Source organism: Pseudomonas tumuqii (assembly GCF_013184545.1).
In the GTDB taxonomy this organism is placed as follows: Bacteria; Pseudomonadota; Gammaproteobacteria; order Pseudomonadales; family Pseudomonadaceae; genus Aquipseudomonas; species Aquipseudomonas tumuqii.
On the sequence record NZ_JAAOJA010000004.1, the window covers coordinates 342208 to 358384 of the forward strand.

Annotated in this window: 13 protein-coding genes and 1 pseudogene; 2 read left to right on the plus strand and 12 right to left on the minus strand. The window is 63.7% G+C overall.

All coding sequences use genetic code 11. The features are described 5' to 3' along the window. Positions 1-114 precede the first annotated feature (114 nt). The 3 genes from G9C89_RS10505 to G9C89_RS10515 form a co-directional block, all read right to left on the minus strand. Positions 115-1476: a UDP-glucose dehydrogenase family protein gene (locus G9C89_RS10505; RefSeq protein WP_172147820.1), complete on the minus strand. Its 1362-nt coding sequence runs from the start codon at positions 1474-1476 to the stop codon at positions 115-117. Between the two features lie 121 nt (positions 1477-1597). Continuing rightward, entirely contained in the window at positions 1598-2347 is a 750-nt protein-coding gene (locus tag G9C89_RS10510; RefSeq protein ID WP_172147821.1) for a TIGR01458 family HAD-type hydrolase, read from the minus strand. Positions 2348-2693: 346 nt separating this feature from the next. Next, on the minus strand, positions 2694-3590 hold the full coding sequence (locus G9C89_RS10515; RefSeq protein WP_172147822.1) for a LysR family transcriptional regulator: 897 nt from the start codon (positions 3588-3590) through the stop codon (positions 2694-2696). Between the two features lie 207 nt (positions 3591-3797). On the opposite strand from G9C89_RS10515, the gene G9C89_RS10520 reads away from it, so the two are divergent. After that, positions 3798-4202: a RidA family protein gene (locus G9C89_RS10520; protein WP_172147823.1), complete on the plus strand. Its 405-nt coding sequence runs from the start codon at positions 3798-3800 to the stop codon at positions 4200-4202. Positions 4203-4475: 273 nt separating this feature from the next. Here the strand turns inward: G9C89_RS10520 and G9C89_RS10525 are convergent, their stop codons facing one another. The 4 genes from G9C89_RS10525 to adhP all read right to left on the minus strand — a co-directional run bounded on the left by G9C89_RS10525 (position 4476) and on the right by adhP (position 9759). After that, positions 4476-5399, minus strand: a complete 924-nt coding sequence (locus tag G9C89_RS10525) for an FAD:protein FMN transferase (protein WP_172147904.1) — start codon at positions 5397-5399, stop codon at positions 4476-4478. Next, positions 5389-7602 (minus strand): PepSY-associated TM helix domain-containing protein, encoded by a 2214-nt coding sequence (locus tag G9C89_RS10530; protein ID WP_172147824.1) that lies wholly within the window; start codon positions 7600-7602, stop codon positions 5389-5391. Before G9C89_RS10530 ends, G9C89_RS10525 begins: the two co-directional genes overlap by 11 nt. Before the next feature lie 14 nt (positions 7603-7616). After that, positions 7617-8084 carry a DUF2271 domain-containing protein gene (locus G9C89_RS10535; RefSeq protein WP_172147825.1) on the minus strand — a complete coding sequence of 156 codons (468 nt, stop codon included), beginning with the start codon at positions 8082-8084 and terminating at the stop codon, positions 7617-7619. Between the two features lie 652 nt (positions 8085-8736). Continuing rightward, positions 8737-9759 carry an alcohol dehydrogenase AdhP gene (adhP, locus tag G9C89_RS10540; protein WP_172147826.1) on the minus strand — a complete coding sequence of 341 codons (1023 nt, stop codon included), beginning with the start codon at positions 9757-9759 and terminating at the stop codon, positions 8737-8739. An 89-nt stretch (positions 9760-9848) separates the two neighbouring features. Here adhP and G9C89_RS10545 point away from each other — a divergent pair. Then, a pseudogene (locus G9C89_RS10545) lies at positions 9849-10357 on the plus strand (IS5/IS1182 family transposase); the annotation flags it as partial. Between the two features lie 52 nt (positions 10358-10409). On the opposite strand, the gene G9C89_RS10550 reads toward G9C89_RS10545, so the two are convergent. The 5 genes from G9C89_RS10550 to nirB form a co-directional block, all read right to left on the minus strand. Next, positions 10410-11117 carry a succinate dehydrogenase iron-sulfur subunit gene (locus G9C89_RS10550; RefSeq protein WP_172147827.1) on the minus strand — a complete coding sequence of 236 codons (708 nt, stop codon included), beginning with the start codon at positions 11115-11117 and terminating at the stop codon, positions 10410-10412. Between the two features lie 236 nt (positions 11118-11353). Next, complete coding sequence (locus G9C89_RS10555; protein WP_172147828.1) at positions 11354-11974, minus strand: cell wall hydrolase; 621 nt, start codon at positions 11972-11974, stop codon at positions 11354-11356. 367 nt (positions 11975-12341) lie between these two features. After that, a complete protein-coding gene (locus G9C89_RS10560; RefSeq protein WP_172147829.1) occupies positions 12342-12743 on the minus strand; it encodes a hypothetical protein in 402 nt (133 codons plus the stop codon). Positions 12744-12815: 72 nt separating this feature from the next. Continuing rightward, a complete protein-coding gene (gene nirD, locus G9C89_RS10565; protein ID WP_172147830.1) occupies positions 12816-13208 on the minus strand; it encodes a nitrite reductase small subunit NirD in 393 nt (130 codons plus the stop codon). Then, complete coding sequence (gene nirB, locus G9C89_RS10570) at positions 13208-15766, minus strand: nitrite reductase large subunit NirB (RefSeq protein ID WP_172147831.1); 2559 nt, start codon at positions 15764-15766, stop codon at positions 13208-13210. The genes nirD and nirB overlap by 1 nt, the downstream gene beginning before the upstream one ends. Positions 15767-16177 lie beyond the last annotated feature (411 nt).

Below are 16177 nucleotides of genomic sequence, written 5' to 3' on the forward strand. Positions count from 1 at the left end.
CGATTGCGCGGGCAGGGCGGCGGGATGGATTTATGCGGCGTGCGGGGGGCTGTTAGGGGGCGGCGCTGCCGACCAGTAGCCGACTGAAGGGGAGGAAATCACCGGCGCAATCCATCAGGCTGCATGCTCCCTGGCATGCCCTAACGCCGGCCGACCTATGCCGCGGTAGAGGAAACCCAATTCCGCGAGCTGTTTGGCGTCATAGATATTGCGCCCGTCGAACAGCACGGGCATGCGCATCGAACCACGAATCCGCACGAAGTCCGGCTGGCGAAACTGCTTCCATTCGGTGATCAGCACCACGGCATCGGCGCCTTCAACCACGCTGTAGAGCGATTCGCTCAAGCTCAGCTGACCGCTCGCAATGGCCTGGGCATAACGTGCTGCCACTGCCGCGGTGGCGACCGGGTCGCAGGCTTGCACCACTGCCCCGGCGGCGAGCAGGGCATCGAGCAACACCAGGCTCGGCGCCTCGCGCAGGTCATCGGTGCCGGGCTTGAACGCCAGGCCCCAGAGCGCCACGACGCGGCCGTGCCAGTGCCCGGAAAAATGCTCGCGCAACGCTTGAAACAGCAAGGTTTTCTGCAGCGCATTGCGGGCTTCGACTGCACGCAGAATGCCCGGCTCGATACCTTCCTGCTCGGCCGCGCGGATCAAGGCGCGCACATCCTTGGGGAAACAGGAGCCGCCATAACCGCAGCCCGCATAGATGAAATGTGTGCCGATGCGCTGGTCGCTGCCGATGCCGCGGCGGACTTCCTCGATATCCACCCCCAGGCGCGCGCACAGCCCCGCCATCTCGTTGATAAAGGAAATCTTGGTGGCGAGAAAGGCATTGGCCGCGTACTTGCTGAACTCGGCGGCGCGCACGCTCATGCTCAAAACGCGCTCGTGGTTGCGCAAAAAAGGCGCGTACAAACGGCGCAGCAGCTCGCTGCCGGCCGGCTCATCGCAGCCGATGAGCACCCGATCCGGACGCATGAAATCGTCGATCGCCGAGCCTTCCTTGAGGAACTCCGGATTGCTGGCCACCACCACCTTGAAGCCCTTGCCGCGTTGCCCCAGACGCGCATTGATCCGCTGCGCCACGCGCTCGGCCGTGCCCACCGGCACCGTGGATTTATCCACCACCAGGCAGGCCTGTTGCAGGCGCTCGCCCAGCTCGTCCGCCACCGCCAGGACATGCGACAGATCGGCCGAACCGTCCTCCCCGCTTGGCGTCCCCACGGCGATAAAGACGATCTCGGCGCGGTCGATGCCCGTCGCCAGGTGTTGGCTGAAACTCAGTTGGCCACTGGCCAGATGGGCCTTGAGCAGGGTTTCCAGGCCGGGCTCATAGATCGGTGCCTCGCCGCGCGCCAGGCGCGCCACACGCGAGCCGTCGCGCTCGACGCAGACCACCCGGTTACCCATTTCGGCAAAGCAGGCCGCCGACACCAGCCCCACATAACCCGCCCCGATCACGCAAATTCGCATCGCCGCATCCTCTCCATGAGTTGCAGCGATTGCAGCTAAAGCCGGTGGCAGGCGTATGACAGGGTCACGACAATCCCGTGACCGGGCAAAGGGGAGGGCGCGCAAGCGACGGCGCCCAGGGTCAGCAGAACCGCCGCACCGCATCCGCCAGGTCCCTGGCCAGCAAGGCTCCCGGCGCCTGGCTTTGGTCGCCGGCGCGGTACTTGCCGGTCTGCACCAGGCAAGCCTGCAGACCGGCCTTTTGCGCGCCCAGCACATCGCTCTCGACATCGTCGCCGATCATCAAGGCCTCGCCGGCCGGCACGCCGAGCTCCTCCAGGGCGCCGGCGAAGAACGCTGCAGAGGGTTTGCCCAGCACCAGCGCCTGGATCCCGGCGGCATACTCCAGCGCGCGGACAAAGGGCCCGGCGTCCAGGCGCAGGGCGCCGTGACTGTAGAAGTAGCGGTTGTCGCCCATGGCCAGCAGCGGCGCGCCGTCCAGCAGCAGGTGGAACGCGCGCTCCAGGTGGGCGTAGTCGAAGCGTTCCTCGGCGTCGCCGAGCACCACCGCATTGGCTGCGGGCAACTCGAGCAGGTCGGCGAACTCCTCTTCGAGGTTGCGGTGGATCAGGCAGTATGGCCGCAAGTCATGGGCCTGCAGATAATGGCGCACGGCGCGCGGGGCGCTGTAGATCTGCTCGGGCTGCAAGGCATAGCCCATGCCTGTCAGTTGCCGGTAAATCTCGGCGGAGGTCAGGCGCGAGGTGTTGGTCACCAGGCGCAACGGGTAGCCCTTGGCCTGCAGCGCCGCAACTGCCGATACCGAGCCGGGTAGGGGTTTCGCGTCCTGATAGAGCACCCCGCCGATATCCAGCAGCACCGCCTGTGGCATGGCCTTCTCCTCCACTCTGTCGTTGCGCTGCCTGTGCCTGCAACAGCCATAGCCATAGCCCAGGCTGGCCGATTCGGTCCGAACCGGCGATTGAGCATTGCCCGTTACAGCGCATGCCATCCAGCTTGAGCCCGTCCGGATCGAGGCAATACACCGCATCGCTATTATCGTAATACGCGCCCGCCGGATCGGCGATGGTCATGCCGTGCTCCTGCGGGAAGGCCTGCAGTTCATCGACATCTCGACCTGATCCTGCGTTTTTTTGATCCGCGTTTTCTCGCTTGCTCTGCCTCGCGCCCCCCGCCGTGGAGGTGTGTCGCTACGAGACCTGGGGCGATTCAGTGCATCAGCTACCCAGCTCTTCGACCATCAGATCGATGAAGCGCCTGACACGGGGTTCCAGCAGGCGTTTGCTCGGATAGATCGCCATGATCTCTATATCGCCAGCGTCGAGGGCGGGGAGTACCTGCTGCAGGCGACCGGCAGCCAAGTCCTGTGCGACCAGAAAGTCCGGAAGCAAGCCAATGCCGAGCCCGGCGACAGCGGCATCGCGGATGGCCTCGCCGCTATCTAGCCGCAAACGGCTGCGCCCCTGGGCCTTGACCCAGGATCCAGCGTCGTCACGAAAGCGCCAGCTCTGCCTGCGCGTGCGGCTGCTGAAGAACAAGCAGTCGTGGCCCGCCAGTGCGTCGAGGTTCAGCGGTTCGCCGTGCTCGGCGAGGTAGGACGGCGCGGCGCACAGCACGGCCTGGTACCTGGCGACCACCCGGGAGACCAGTTGCTTGTCCGCGTTCACGCTGCCGATCCGTACTGCCAGATCGAAGCCCTCCTCGACGATGTCGGCCAGGCGATCGGTGAAGCTCACCTCGACCTGGACCTCGGACCAGGCCTCGAGATACTTCTTCAGCAGCGGCAGCAGCACCAGCCGCCCGAAGGCATCGGCAACGGTAAGCCGCAGCAGTCCCCGCGGCGTGCCGGCAGGCCCCGCCACGCTCGCCTCCGCGTCATCGACCGCCGCGAGTATCTGCAAACCCCGCTCGTAGAACACACGGCCTTCGTCGGTGAGGTTCAGCGTTCTGGTCGTGCGGTTCAGCAGGCGCACACCGAGTCGGTCTTCCAGACGCACCACGGCTTTTCCCGCCGCCGAGCGGGTCAAGCCCAGCGCCTGCCCGCCGGCGATAAAGCTTCCCGCGTCGACGACGGCCATGAACACCAGGATCTCGTTCAGATTCGTGCGCAACATTGATTCCACTCCACCGGCGCCATACACCCGCCCATAGTTACATGGGCCTCCCTGCAGCACCGTACAAGGATGGCCCCATGACAGGCCGTTCGCGTCTGTGTCGACGTCCATTCGTCAATTAAGCAGATATCGTTAGCACTATCTCGCCGCTGTCGCGGCGATGGACTTCAACCAAGACGGCAACGCACGATAGGCAGAGGCGAAGAAATGGCCAAGAAACTGGTAAACCCTGAACAGCTGTATGACGGCAGCCCTTTCGGCATGTCGCAGGCAGTGCTTGATACCGAGAGTGCGCTGGTGTTCGTTTCCGGCCAGGTCGATTGGGATCGCCACTACCAAGTGTCCCGCAACTCCGTCGCGGGCCAGTTCGAGGCCGCACTGGAAAATCTACGCACGGCACTGGTTGCGGCCGGCGCCAGCGTCGACAGCCTGCTGCATCTGCGGTTGTATATCCGTGGAGAGCTTGAAGACCACATGGCGTCTTTGGCGCCAATCCTGGCCAAATTCCTTGGTGGCTCACGCCCGGCAGTTACTGGCATTGGTGTCGCTTCACTCGCATCGAAAGCCACGCTCGTGGAAGTAGAAGCGGTCGCCAGAGCTGAGAGCCTGTGAAAAAACTCCCGCCTACTGCGACCGCCTCCAGACGCCCGCTGCTGACGTTGCGCTGCGAACGCCTGGCGACGGTCTCGCCACGGCGCTCGATATTTTCCCACCCTCTGAATAGTTTGTTGCGCCACGGCTGTCACTCCCGGCCAGAAGCCAGGCGTATTGATGCGTCCGCGATGGGGGCAGCCGCTGGTTATTGGCTGAACGGACTCAAGCGCGCTGCCTTCGTTGCCAGCTTTGCCGCGCATAGGCGAAGAAGACTGGCTCCTTGCAGTGGACTTAGAGCCCGACAGTCACCTGATGCAATTCATCACCCTTTCGCGCGACAAAGATGACGCTCAAGCCATGGGCCTTTGCCACCCGGGTACCCCGCTCCAGCCCCAGCACCATCAATGCCGTGGCCCAGGCGTCGGCGTACATGCAGCTGGTGCAGAGCACCGATACCGACGTGAGCCCTGATATCGAGGGTGCGCCGATGCATGGATCCATGGTGTGCGAAAAGACCGTACCCTCACGCTCACGCCAATGGCGGTAGTCACCGGATGTGGCGATGGAGGTGTTGCTCAACTCCAGCGTCCCGAGCACCTCGCGCCGGCCCTTGCTGGGTTTTTCCAGGGCAACACACCAATCACTGCCATCCGCTTTCACTCCGCAGGCGCGCATTTCGCCGTCGATGCCAACCAGGTAAGACTGGGTGCCGTACCGGTCCAGGCAGCGTGCCAGCTGATCCACGGCAAAGCCCTTGGCGATGCCGTTGAGATCCAGGGTGACCGGTGCATGCTTGCGTACGCGCAGGTTTCCGGGGTCGATTTCCAGTGCTGCACGCGCACTGGTCTGCCGGCCAGGCAAGGCTCCGGCAGCCGGTTGCGGTCCAAAGCCGCATGCGTTGACCAGAGCACCGACAGCGATGTCGAAGGCACCTGCCGACTCTTCGCCTATACGCAATGCGGTACTCAGCACCCAAAGCAGCTCTTGGGGGACGCCAAGCCACTTGCCGCAGGCCGCGGCGTTCAGTTGCATCAGGTCGGACTCGGGCTTCCAGGTCGACATTTGCTGGTCGACCCGGTCTACCGTCCGTTGCAGATCCGCAGCAATAGCCGCCTGATCGAGCCCCGCCGAGGCATACAGCACTGCGCTGTAGCGCGTGCCCATGGTCGCGCCATTGAGGTTGTAGCGCTGCAGCGGCCGGTGCTCAGTAGACATCTTCGCGGTACCGCCCTTGCAGCCGGAGCTTTTCGACACTGGAGCCCAGTTGTTGCAGCAGCGGCTCGAGCACGCCCCGGACACCGGCCGCCATGCCCCTGGAACCACACACCAGCACCTGCGCGCCGTCTTGCAGCAGTGCCGCCAGCGCACTGGCGTCCCGGCGCAGGCGATCTTGCACATACATCGGCATGGCCGCTTGCGAGAAGGCCAGACCAAGCTGCGTCAGTCGTCCGTCAGCCAGGTACTCGCTCAATTCCGTCTCATAGAGAAACTCCGATTGTTCACTGCGCCCACCCCAGTACAGGTGAATCGGACGCCGATGGGCATTCTTGCGCGCGAAGCCTATCAGCGGAGCCAGCCCGGTGCCTGCGCCGACCAGAATCACCGGATGCCGACCTGCCGTCGGGCGAAAATCCGGGTGTGGCTGGATGAAGCCCTCGATACTGTCGCCCACCTGCAGCGCATGCAGGCGCGACGAGCAAAGCCCACCCGCTTGTTTACGCACACAGATTTCCAGGGCGTCGTCGTCATCGCTGCTGGCAATCGAGTAGAAGCGTGGCGTCGCCCCAATGCCTGGACTGATTGCCAACAGGTCGCCTGGAGCAAAGCGCGTGGCGCGGCGCCGGCGGCAGAGGAGGCCTCTCGCCTGCGGCGTCTCGGTGAGTGCAAAGCGCAGGATGGCGGCCGGCGACTCGCTGTGCTCGCCATAGACTTCCCTGCTCAGCAGCTGCAACCGCCGCATGGCCACTCGGGGCTGCACGTGGGTGAAGTGCAGATCGAGGCCCAGTTGTTCACCCAGTTGCCGGGCCCACAGGTTCAGCTCGCTCAGCGAACCGCGGTCGATGCAACGCAAGGGCAATAGCAAACTCAGGCCACGTTGCTGCAGGTTTTGCTCGACTTGCCGGGCATAGCCGCAGAAATGCTGGAACTGGGCGTCGCCAAAACCGAGCACCGCGACTTGAAGGTCCTTGGGCAGAGGGCTCCGATTCAGGAGACCGAGGAACGCATTGGCCGAATCGGGTGCCTGGCCATCGCCATAGGTCGAGGTAAGCAGCAACAGGCATTTGGCGTCCGGGTAGCGCGGCTGCAGCTGATTCATGCTGGCGCAATGCACGCGCCGGCCGCCGGCCAGCAATTGCTCGTGCAGCTGACGGGCATAGCTCCAGGTAGTGCCCCCCTGACTGCCGACCAGCAGGATGATTTCCGCCTGGTCGGGCGGCGCATTGCCCGGCAGCGCGCCGGCCAGGTGCTTGCGCTGCCACCAGGCGAACACACCGGAGCCGCTGAGGAACAGCACGCAAAGACTGACCCCGCCGAGGATCAGTGCCCACAGCGGCGAGTGGGCGCCCGTATGCAGTTCGTAGGCGGTTTCGTAAAGACGGCGGGCGAAACCATGCCGCTGATAGCTGATCCACTGGCCGCTGCCGGGATTGACAAAGCCGTCACCCGATGCGGTGCGCAGCGTGAAGAAATTGGCGTCCTGACTGTCGCTGGGGAACTCCAGTTCGCGCAGGTCCTGCAGGTCGAGGGTGCGCAATGCGGACAGGCTGCCGAGCTTGGCGGCAGGGGCGGAATAGCGGGCCTGCGGGTACGAGGGCTCGGATTCCTGGCCGTCGCTGATCAGGCCCTGGCTGCTGGCCGAAAGATAAAGCCCGCTCAGGGCGAGAATGGCCAGGGCTGGCAGCGTCCAGCGCGCCACCACCGTATGCCAGTGAGAGAGTCCCTTGCCCGGGGGGATCGGCAGCAATAGTCGGCGCCAGCCACCAAGCCGGCGCGCCAACAGCCAGGCCCCCGTCGCGACAAGTACCAGCAGCGCCAGCGCCGCGAGACCGCTCAGCCAGCGCCCGGCCGAACCGAGCAGCAGCTCGCGGTGGAGGTCGCGGATCCAGGAAAGCGCTGCAGATGGCCGGTAGGGCGCAATCACCTCGCCAGTGCTCGGATCGACCAGCACTGCATCGCTGTCGCTGGCATTGCTGAAGGTGACGCGCAGCTCACCGCTGGGCGCACGTTCGATGCGCTCGATGCCCTGTACGTGGCCTGCGATGCGTTCCGCGACTGCCGCCACGTTCTCGCCAAGCGCGGGCGCTGATTGCAGGTGCTCGACGAGGGTGCTGGTGGACAACAGCAAGCCAGTGGCGGCCGAAACCATGAGCATGGCGCCAAGGGCCAGGCTGAGTACGACATGAGTGCGCTGCAGCATGAACCTGTACCGGGTCAGAATTGGTAGCGGAAGCTGTCGACATAACCTTGCGCGCCACCGCTGATCTCCGTCGCCTGCTGGCTCAGCGGCACTTTGATCTCTGCACGGTTGTCGCGTTTGTCCTCGACGGCGCTATCGATGCGAATTTCGTAGCCGGCATCGATCAGGGCATCCTCCAGCTCGACGGACACTTCCAAGGTTTCGCCGCTGCCGACGCTGGCGCCGGTGAGCCCATCGAACTCGGCGGGTTGGTTGCCGGCATGGGCCCAGTCACGCAGATGTTTGTAGTACTTGGCTTTCTTGCCGGAGACCCACAGGGTCCGTTGGTAGTCACCCTGAGCATCGGTGACGTAGATGGCCAGGTAGGCCTCGTTGCCGCGGTATTCTTTCAGCGTGGTTTGCAGCGTGATCTCGCGGGCCTGGCCAAGGGCCGGAAGCGCGGCAGCGCCAGCCAGGGCGAGGGTGAAGGCAGTCTTGTTCATGGCGAACCTCTCCAGAAGGAATGGCTCAACCTTAACCCTCGACCCTGAAGCCAAGCTGAACGGCGGAAGATTCGGGCTTAAGGATTATTTAAGAATGCTCTGGAACAGCATGCGCCGACGTTAATTCAGGCAGTGTTATCAGCACACGGCTACACCAGGCGTTTGGCTATCACTCTACGGGTAGTGGCAATAGTCGCCGACTTGATCCAAGAGTCAGGCATCAATAATGATGCGGTCGCCAGGTAAGACTTGATTGGATGTTTCGCAAATACTTGGGAAACGCTTGTAAGCGTCCGCTTTGGGGGGCGGTTCAGGTCATCCGTGACTGGCCGCTCCGATTCATAGCTGACGCCCAGCAGCATCAATATCGTGGTAACCGATTTTTTTCGCGCGCGGCATCCCTTCCCTTAAAGCACGAATTTTGATGAAAAAATGGGCTGCCTAAGGAAGGGGTTGCTCGGCCTGCCGCTTCTGCGACAGGCCGGTACCGGCTGACTAGAAACGGCCATTCGGCCCATCATTCTGGCCAAGGGCCATGAAATTGATAAGCAGGGTAATCCCCCGGCCTTGCCGGGGGCTATTTACTGGGCGGCCCCATTCCTCATCAGCAAAAGGCAAGACCTGACCCCGTTAGCCGCAGCCTGAGGTGGCGTTACATCTGCAGCACGACCCGCCCTTCGATCTGGCCTTTGCGCAGCTGGTCGAGCACCTGATTGATGTTCTCCAGTTTTTCAGTGTGGATGGTCGCCTTGACCAGCCCCTCGGCGGCAAAGTCCAGCGCCTCCTGCAGGTCCGCGCGGGTGCCGACGATGGAGCCGGTAATGCTGATGGCCTTGAGGACCACATCGAAGATGGGCGTTGGGAAGTCGCCCGGCGGCAGGCCGATCAGGGCCACCGTGCCGCCGCGCCTGGCCATGCCGATGGCCTGGCTGAAGGCCGCGTTGGAGACGGCGGTCACCAGCACGCCATGGGCGCCGCCGATTTCGCGCTGCACCACCTCGGCCGGATTTTCGTTGCGCGCATTGATGGTCAGGCTGGCGCCGAGCTTCTTCGCCAGCGCCAGCTTGGCATCGTCCACGTCCACCGCCACCACATGCAAACCCATGGCGCGGGCATACTGCACGGCGACATGGCCGAGCCCGCCGATGCCGGAAATCGCCACCCACTGGCCAGGGCGTGCGCCGGTAACCTTGAGGCCTTTATAAACGGTGACGCCGGCGCAGAGCAGCGGGGCGATCTCGGCAAAACCAATATTCTTCGGCAGGATCCCGACGTAGTTGGGGTCGGCCAGCACGTATTCGGCGTAGGCGCCGTTGACCGAGTAACCGGTGTTTTGCTGGCTCTCGCAGAGGGTTTCCCAGCCGGTCAGACAGTGCTCGCAACAGCCGCAGGCGCTGTACAACCACGGTACGCCGACCCGGTCGCCTTCCTTGATGCGCGTCACGCCGGCACCGACCGCGGCGACATATCCGACGCCCTCGTGACCGGGAATAAACGGCAGCGGTGGTTTGACCGGCCAGTCGCCGTCGGCGGCGTGCAGGTCGGTATGGCAGACCCCGGAGGCCTCGATTTTCACCAGAATCTGCCCGGGGCCGGGCAGCGCTACTTTCACTTCTTCGATGCGCAAGGGTTCGCCATAGGCGTGTACCACTGCGGCTCTCATGGTCGATTGCATGACCGTTCCTCGTGAATGAGTGAGCCATGCACCCTACACCCAATCAGCGCGGAGCAAATTGCGTTCAGACAATAGGAGCAGACCACGGTGTTGCCTGGAATGATCAAGCAGAAGCGAAATCAAGCGTGGTCTCCCATTGCGTTGTCCGCGCTGGCGAGCCGACGCACGAGGCCACGAACGACGGAGTTTATCGTGACCAGCTGAGTTCGATGGCCAAGCAAGCGCGAGAGGCCATGGGTGTCGAGGAACTCTCGGCGGTCGCAGGCGGAGGGTATTTCAACGGCGAAGAAATCCTGGCGTGCCATGAGGCTGGAATCACTGTTTTCGTGTCCAAGACGCTGACCTCGGGAGCGACAGCGGCTGGCCGCTTCGGCAAAGGTGACTTCATCTAAGACGCAGCAAAGAACGAGTAGCGATGCCCTGCTGGGCAAAGCCTGATCTGGCGGCTCTCAAGCATCGAGAAAGGGCTGAAGCTGCACCGATACTGGAGATCGCACTGCCAAGATTGTGCGTTGAAAGAGCAATGCACCCGAGCCCACAGCGCCGGGTGACTCGCGGGGAGCATGAGGCTGTGCTCGAGGCGATGCAGAGTCACCTGGCCCATCACATGCTCGTTTCCCCAGTGGCGAGTGCGCGCTCAATCCTGCGTCCTAGGTGGATTTGCGCAACAGCTCCTGGCGAATCTTGCCGATGGCCGCCATGGGATTGAGTCCCTTGGGACAGACCCATGAGCAGTTGCCGATGCTGCGGCAACGGAACAGGCTGAATGGGTCTTCCAGCCGCTCGAGCCGTTCCGCCGTGGCCTGGTCGCGGCTGTCGGTAATGAAACGCCAAGCCTGCAGCAGCCCGGCTGGCCCGACGTACTTCTCCGGATTCCACCACCAGGACGGACATTGCGAGGAACAGCAGCCGCAGAGGATGCACTCATACAGCCCGTCGAGCCTGGCGCGCTCCTCGGGGGACTGAAGGCGCTCGATGGCCGGCGCTGGCTCATGATTGATCAGCCATGGCTTGATGCTCTGGTATTGCTGAAAGAAGAGACTCTGGTCGACCACCAGGTCGCGGATGACCGGCATACCGGGCAGAGGTCTGATGATCAGGCTGCTGGCCGTGCCCAGCGCCTCCGAAACCGGTGTGATACAGGCCAGTCTGTTCTTGCCGTTGATGTTCATACCATCCGAGCCGCAAACCCCCTCCCGGCAGGAGCGCCGGTAGACCAGCGTCGGATCGGCCTCATGCAAGAACTCCAGCGCATCCAGCACCATTCGTGCGCGGAATTCCTCGGGCAACGACAACGACTGCATCCAGGGCTGCCGCTCCTGTTCCGGGTGATAGCGATAGACCTGTACATCAATCATGGCTCGTTGCTCCTGCGGTCATTGCGGCGAGAGTGGACAGCGCCTCTACCCGGCAAGCGCGGGGCGACCGCATCCGGTCGATCAGGAGAACTCACTCGCGTGAAGCATAGACGTTGATTAAGGGGCGGCTGCATCCGCCGCGGGCTTACGGTTGGGACGGTGAACCCTCGCTGACTGGCCGCTTGCTGGCTGTCACGAATGCCTGGTTTGGGTCGAAACCGGAGATTTACGTTGGCCTATCGCGCCGTCCCGTCATGGGGCCTATAGAACAGAAAGTTCCGGGTTTCGGTGGTCTTGATGTATTCCTTCGCCCAGGCAGGCATCACACTCCTGTCGTGAAAATACAGAGCGCCATGGGTTCGGTCCTTGAGCTGCCTGTTGAGGGCCTTTCGTGCGACTTCCTTGGCAAGGGCATACTGGTCGTCTTCCTTTACCTGATCCGCACGCCCGTCACACCACCACGAAAACTGACAGCCAGGCTTTTCAGAACCTTGCTTGACCACCGCGCACACCGTGTCTGGAAAGCCTTCATGGCCCAATCGGTTCATGACCACGCTGGCGACGGCTTCCATCTCGACAGCTGCGCCGCCTTTGATTTCCCAGTAGATACTGCGTGCAAGGCAGGTGATCGCATCGTCCAGAGGCGCTACGCCTGCGGGATCGACCGCCTGCGCCTCGGACGCGGTGATGGCCTCGGACTTGGGCGCAGGTGTCTCGCTGCCCGTCTCTGCCGCTTTCTGTTCCAGGACCTGCGCCTTGTCTTCGGCGGCTTCCTTTTTTTGTTCCTGCTCAGTCGCCAACACCTGAGCGCACAGAAGGGTGATTGCGAAACAGGTGGCTACCCATTGAAATCGCATGGTCGACCCTTCTGCCGAAACTGGCTTGAGCAAGGAAACGGCGACGTTGTAGCGCTGACTCGACTTGATTGTAGTCGCCAGGCGTCATTCCAGCCGGCCACTCCGGGGCCACGCACAGCGGGCTCGGTCGCTACTGATCAGCGGGGTTTTCGTTGACCGGGTTGGCCCGTAGATGCGGGCGAGTTTCTACTCGCCTGTCCATCAGCCATATCGATCCCTGCGCAGTGCTATTCACTTGGCGGTGCGCGTCCGGCTGTTTCCAGCCATGCAGCCCTCAGAGGTTGTGAAAATATCGAGCGCCGTAGCGCAACGTCAGCAGCGGACGTCTGGAGGCGGTCGCAGTAGGCGAGAGTTTTTTCACAAACTCTCAAACATCCCTGAACAGGTCATGGGCATCGAGCAGTCGGTAGGCGATTTCCGGGTGTTTCTCCAGGCCGCGGCGGATGGCGGTGGGCAGCGCCTGGCGGGTTTTGCGGCAGAGCCCCGGCAGTTGCTCGATCTGGATGGCGATGCCGCGCATGCTGCGCACTTCGTTGAAGCCAGGGGCGACGGCCAGGCGGATGCCGAGTTGCTCGTACATGCGCTGTTGCAGCCTTTCCAGGTCGCTCAGGCTCTCGATGCTTTCCAGGCGCTCGAGCAGGCGTTTTTCCTCCTGGCGGGTCAGGCGCAGGATGCGCAGGTCGCTGCCGGCTGTTTCCAGCAGCTGTTCGCGCCCGCAGTCGCAGGCGCCGGGCGGGCAGGGTTGGCGGATCTGGGGGGAGGGCGTCATGGGCTCCAAGCATAGCGAGCCGAGAGCGGTTTTGCCCATCGGGTTGGTGGCGACTGGTGTGCCCCGAGGGTCTCAATCGATCAGGCCGATCTCCACCGCATCGCCATTCAGCCGCACCGGCCAGACGCGCAGGCTCTGCTCGGGGTATTCCAGGCAGCTGCCGTCTTCCAGGCGGAAGTGCTGCTTGTACAGCGGTGAGGCGATCACCAGGTCGCCCTTGAGCTGGCCGACGATGCCGCGGCCGATGACGTTGGCCCCGGACTTGGGGTCGCGGTTGTCGATGGCATAGAGCTTTTCCCCCTCGAGCGTATGCGGCAGGTGGAACAGCGCGACCTGGGCGCCCTCGTGCCAGGCGACCACGCCGGAGTTGGCGACCAGGTCGCTGCGGCTGCACAGCGCGCGCCAGGCGGCGGGATTGCGCGCGGCTTGGCGGAATTCGGCACGTACGACATTCGACTGGCTCATCAGAGCACCTCCTCGGTAACGGGGATCAGGTGGAGTTCAGAGGCATGCACCGGACGGCGCTGGCCACGTTCCTTGACGAAATGGATATCCGGGTCGCCGCGCTCGTCGTTGACGAAGGTGCGGAAGCGCTTGAGCTTCTCCGGGTCTTTCAGGGCGTTGGCCCACTCGCATTCATAACGGTCGATGACCAGCTGCATCTGCGCTTCCAGCTCGGCGCCAAGGCCCAGGCTGTCGTCGATGATCACTTCCTTGAGGTAATCCAGGCCGCCGTCGAGGCTCTCGCGCCAGACCGAGGTGCGCTGCAGCTTGTCGGCGGTGCGGATGTAGAACATCAGGAAGCGGTCGATGTAGCGGATCAGGGTTGCGTCATCCAGGTCGGTGGCGAACAGCTCGGCATGTCGTGGGCGCATGCCGCCGTTGCCGCTGACGTAGAGGTTCCAGCCATTCTCGGTGGCGATCACGCCGATGTCCTTGCTCTGCGCCTCGGCGCATTCGCGGGTGCAGCCGGAGACGCCGAACTTGATCTTGTGCGGCGAACGCAGGCCCTTGTAGCGGTCTTCCAGGCGCAGGGCCATGCCGACGCTGTCCTGCACGCCGTAACGGCACCAGGTGCTGCCGACGCAGGATTTCACCGTGCGCAGCGACTTGCCGTAGGCGTGGCCGGTTTCGAAGCCGGCCTCGATCAGCTCGCCCCAGATGTCCGGCAGCTGATGCAGCTGGGCGCCGAACAGGTCGATGCGCTGGCCGCCGGTGATCTTGGTGTAGAGGTCGTATTTCTTCGCCACGGCGCCGAGGGCGATCAGCTTGTCCGGGGTGATCTCGCCGCCGGCGATGCGCGGCACCACCGAGTAGGTGCCGTTCTTCTGCATGTTGGCCATGAAGGTATCGTTGGTGTCCTGCAGCGGCACCAGCAGCGGATCGGTGATCGGCTGGTTCCAGCACGAGGCGAGGATCGAGCCGACCGCCGGCTTGCAGATGTCGCAACCGGTGTGGCCGCGGCCATGCTTGGCCAGCAGTTCCTCGAAGCTGATCACCCCTTCCACCCGCACGATGGAATACAGCTCCTGACGGGTATAGGCGAAGTGCTCGCAGAGGCTCTTGTCGACGGCGACGCCACGGGCGGACAGCTCGTTGTCGAACACCAGCTTGAGCAGCGCGCTGCAGCCGCCGCAGCCGGTGGCCGCCTTGGTCTGCGCCTTGAGTTCGCCGAGGTCGGTGACGCCGGCCTCGACCTTGCAGCACACCGCGCCCTTGCTGACGTTGTGGCAGGAACAGATGGTCGCGCTGTCCGGCAGGGCGTCGGCGCCCAGGGTCGGCGAACCTTCGGATTGCGGCAGGATCAGGCCGGACGGGTCTTTCGGCAGGACGATGCCGTTCTGCGCATACTGCAGCAGGGTGTCGTAGTAGCTGTTGTCGCCGACCAGTACCGCGCCGAGTACGTTCTTGCCATCGGCGGAAACGACCAAACGGCGGTAGCTGGCGCTGGCCTCGTCGATAAAGCGATAGCTCTTGGCACCTGGGGTGGCGGCGTGGGCATCGCCGATCGAGCCGACGTCGACGCCGAGCAGCTTGAGCTTGGTCGACATGTCGGCGCCGGTGAAGGGTTCGTAGACGGCGCCGGCCAGCTGCGCGGCGACGCTGCGCGCCATGCTGTAGCCCGGCGCGACCAGGCCGAAGATGCTGCCGTTCCAGGACGCGCATTCGCCGATGGCGAAGATGTCCGGGTCATTGGTGCGGCAATCGTTGTCGACCACCACGCCGCCGCGCGCGGCGATCTCCAACCCGGCGCTGCGGCCGATGGCATCCTGCGGGCGGATGCCGGCGGAGAACACGATCAAGTCGGTTTCGAGAAATTCGCCATCGTTGAAATTCATCCGGTAGGCGTATTCCTCGCCCGCAACGATCTCCTGGGTGGCACGCGACAGGTGCACACCGACGCCCAGGGCTTCGATGCGCGCCTTGAGCGCGGCGCCGCCTTCGCCGTCGAGCTGCACCGGCATCAGCCGTGGGGCGAACTCGACCACATGGGCTTCCAGGCCCAGGGATTTCAGCGCGTTGGCCGCTTCCAGGCCGAGCAGGCCGCCGCCGACCACCACGCCACGCTTGGCGTTGGCCGCGGCATCGCGAATCGCATCGAGGTCGTCGAGGGTGCGATAGACCAGGCGCGAATTGCCCTCGGCACCGGGGATCGGCGGCACGAAGGGGTAGGAGCCGGTGGCCAGCACCAGGCGGTCGTAGGCCTGACGGCCGGCGCTGGTGACCACTTCCTTGCGCTCGCGGTCGATTTCCAGCACCTGCACGCCGAGGTGCAGCTGCACGCCGTGGCGGGCATAGAGATCGGGCTCGCCCAAGGCCAGGGACTCGGCATCGCGACCGCCGAAATATTCGGAGAGATGCACGCGGTCGTAGGCGCGCTGGCGCTCTTCACCGAACACATGCACTTCATACTGCTCGAGTGCACCCTGCTCGATCAGCTGCTCGACGCAATGATGGCCGACCATGCCGTTGCCGATGACGATCAAGGTGTCGCGCTTGATCGGAGTGACGAGAGAGTTCATAGCCGTTCCTCAGTCGAAGCCGTTGCCCGGGGCACGGCCAACAAAAAAAACGCCTGGAGCTGGCTGGCAGCTCCAGGCGTCTTTGCCTGGTATTCATGGGTTTGTGGGGTGATGTGCCCGGACTGCGCTGTCCGCTTCACCCATCCCGGCCGCTATAGGCCAATGGTCGTCGGTGACCATATGGGATGCGCTGCCGAAGGTTTGGCAGCTGTTGCGAGAGCTTTTGCAGGTTCCGTGCCGAAAACAGGCCGAGGTCGTCGAAGCCTGCCACGTGTTCCTGGCGGATTGGCCAAGCGGAGACAGTGCGGGCCTTTGCGGGCGATGGCCACGTGATCGCGCGGGCGTCCATCGGCTTCTGCGTGGTCATCACCCAGGCGGAGGGCGGTGAACCATAAGAGTGCAGGCGGGTTG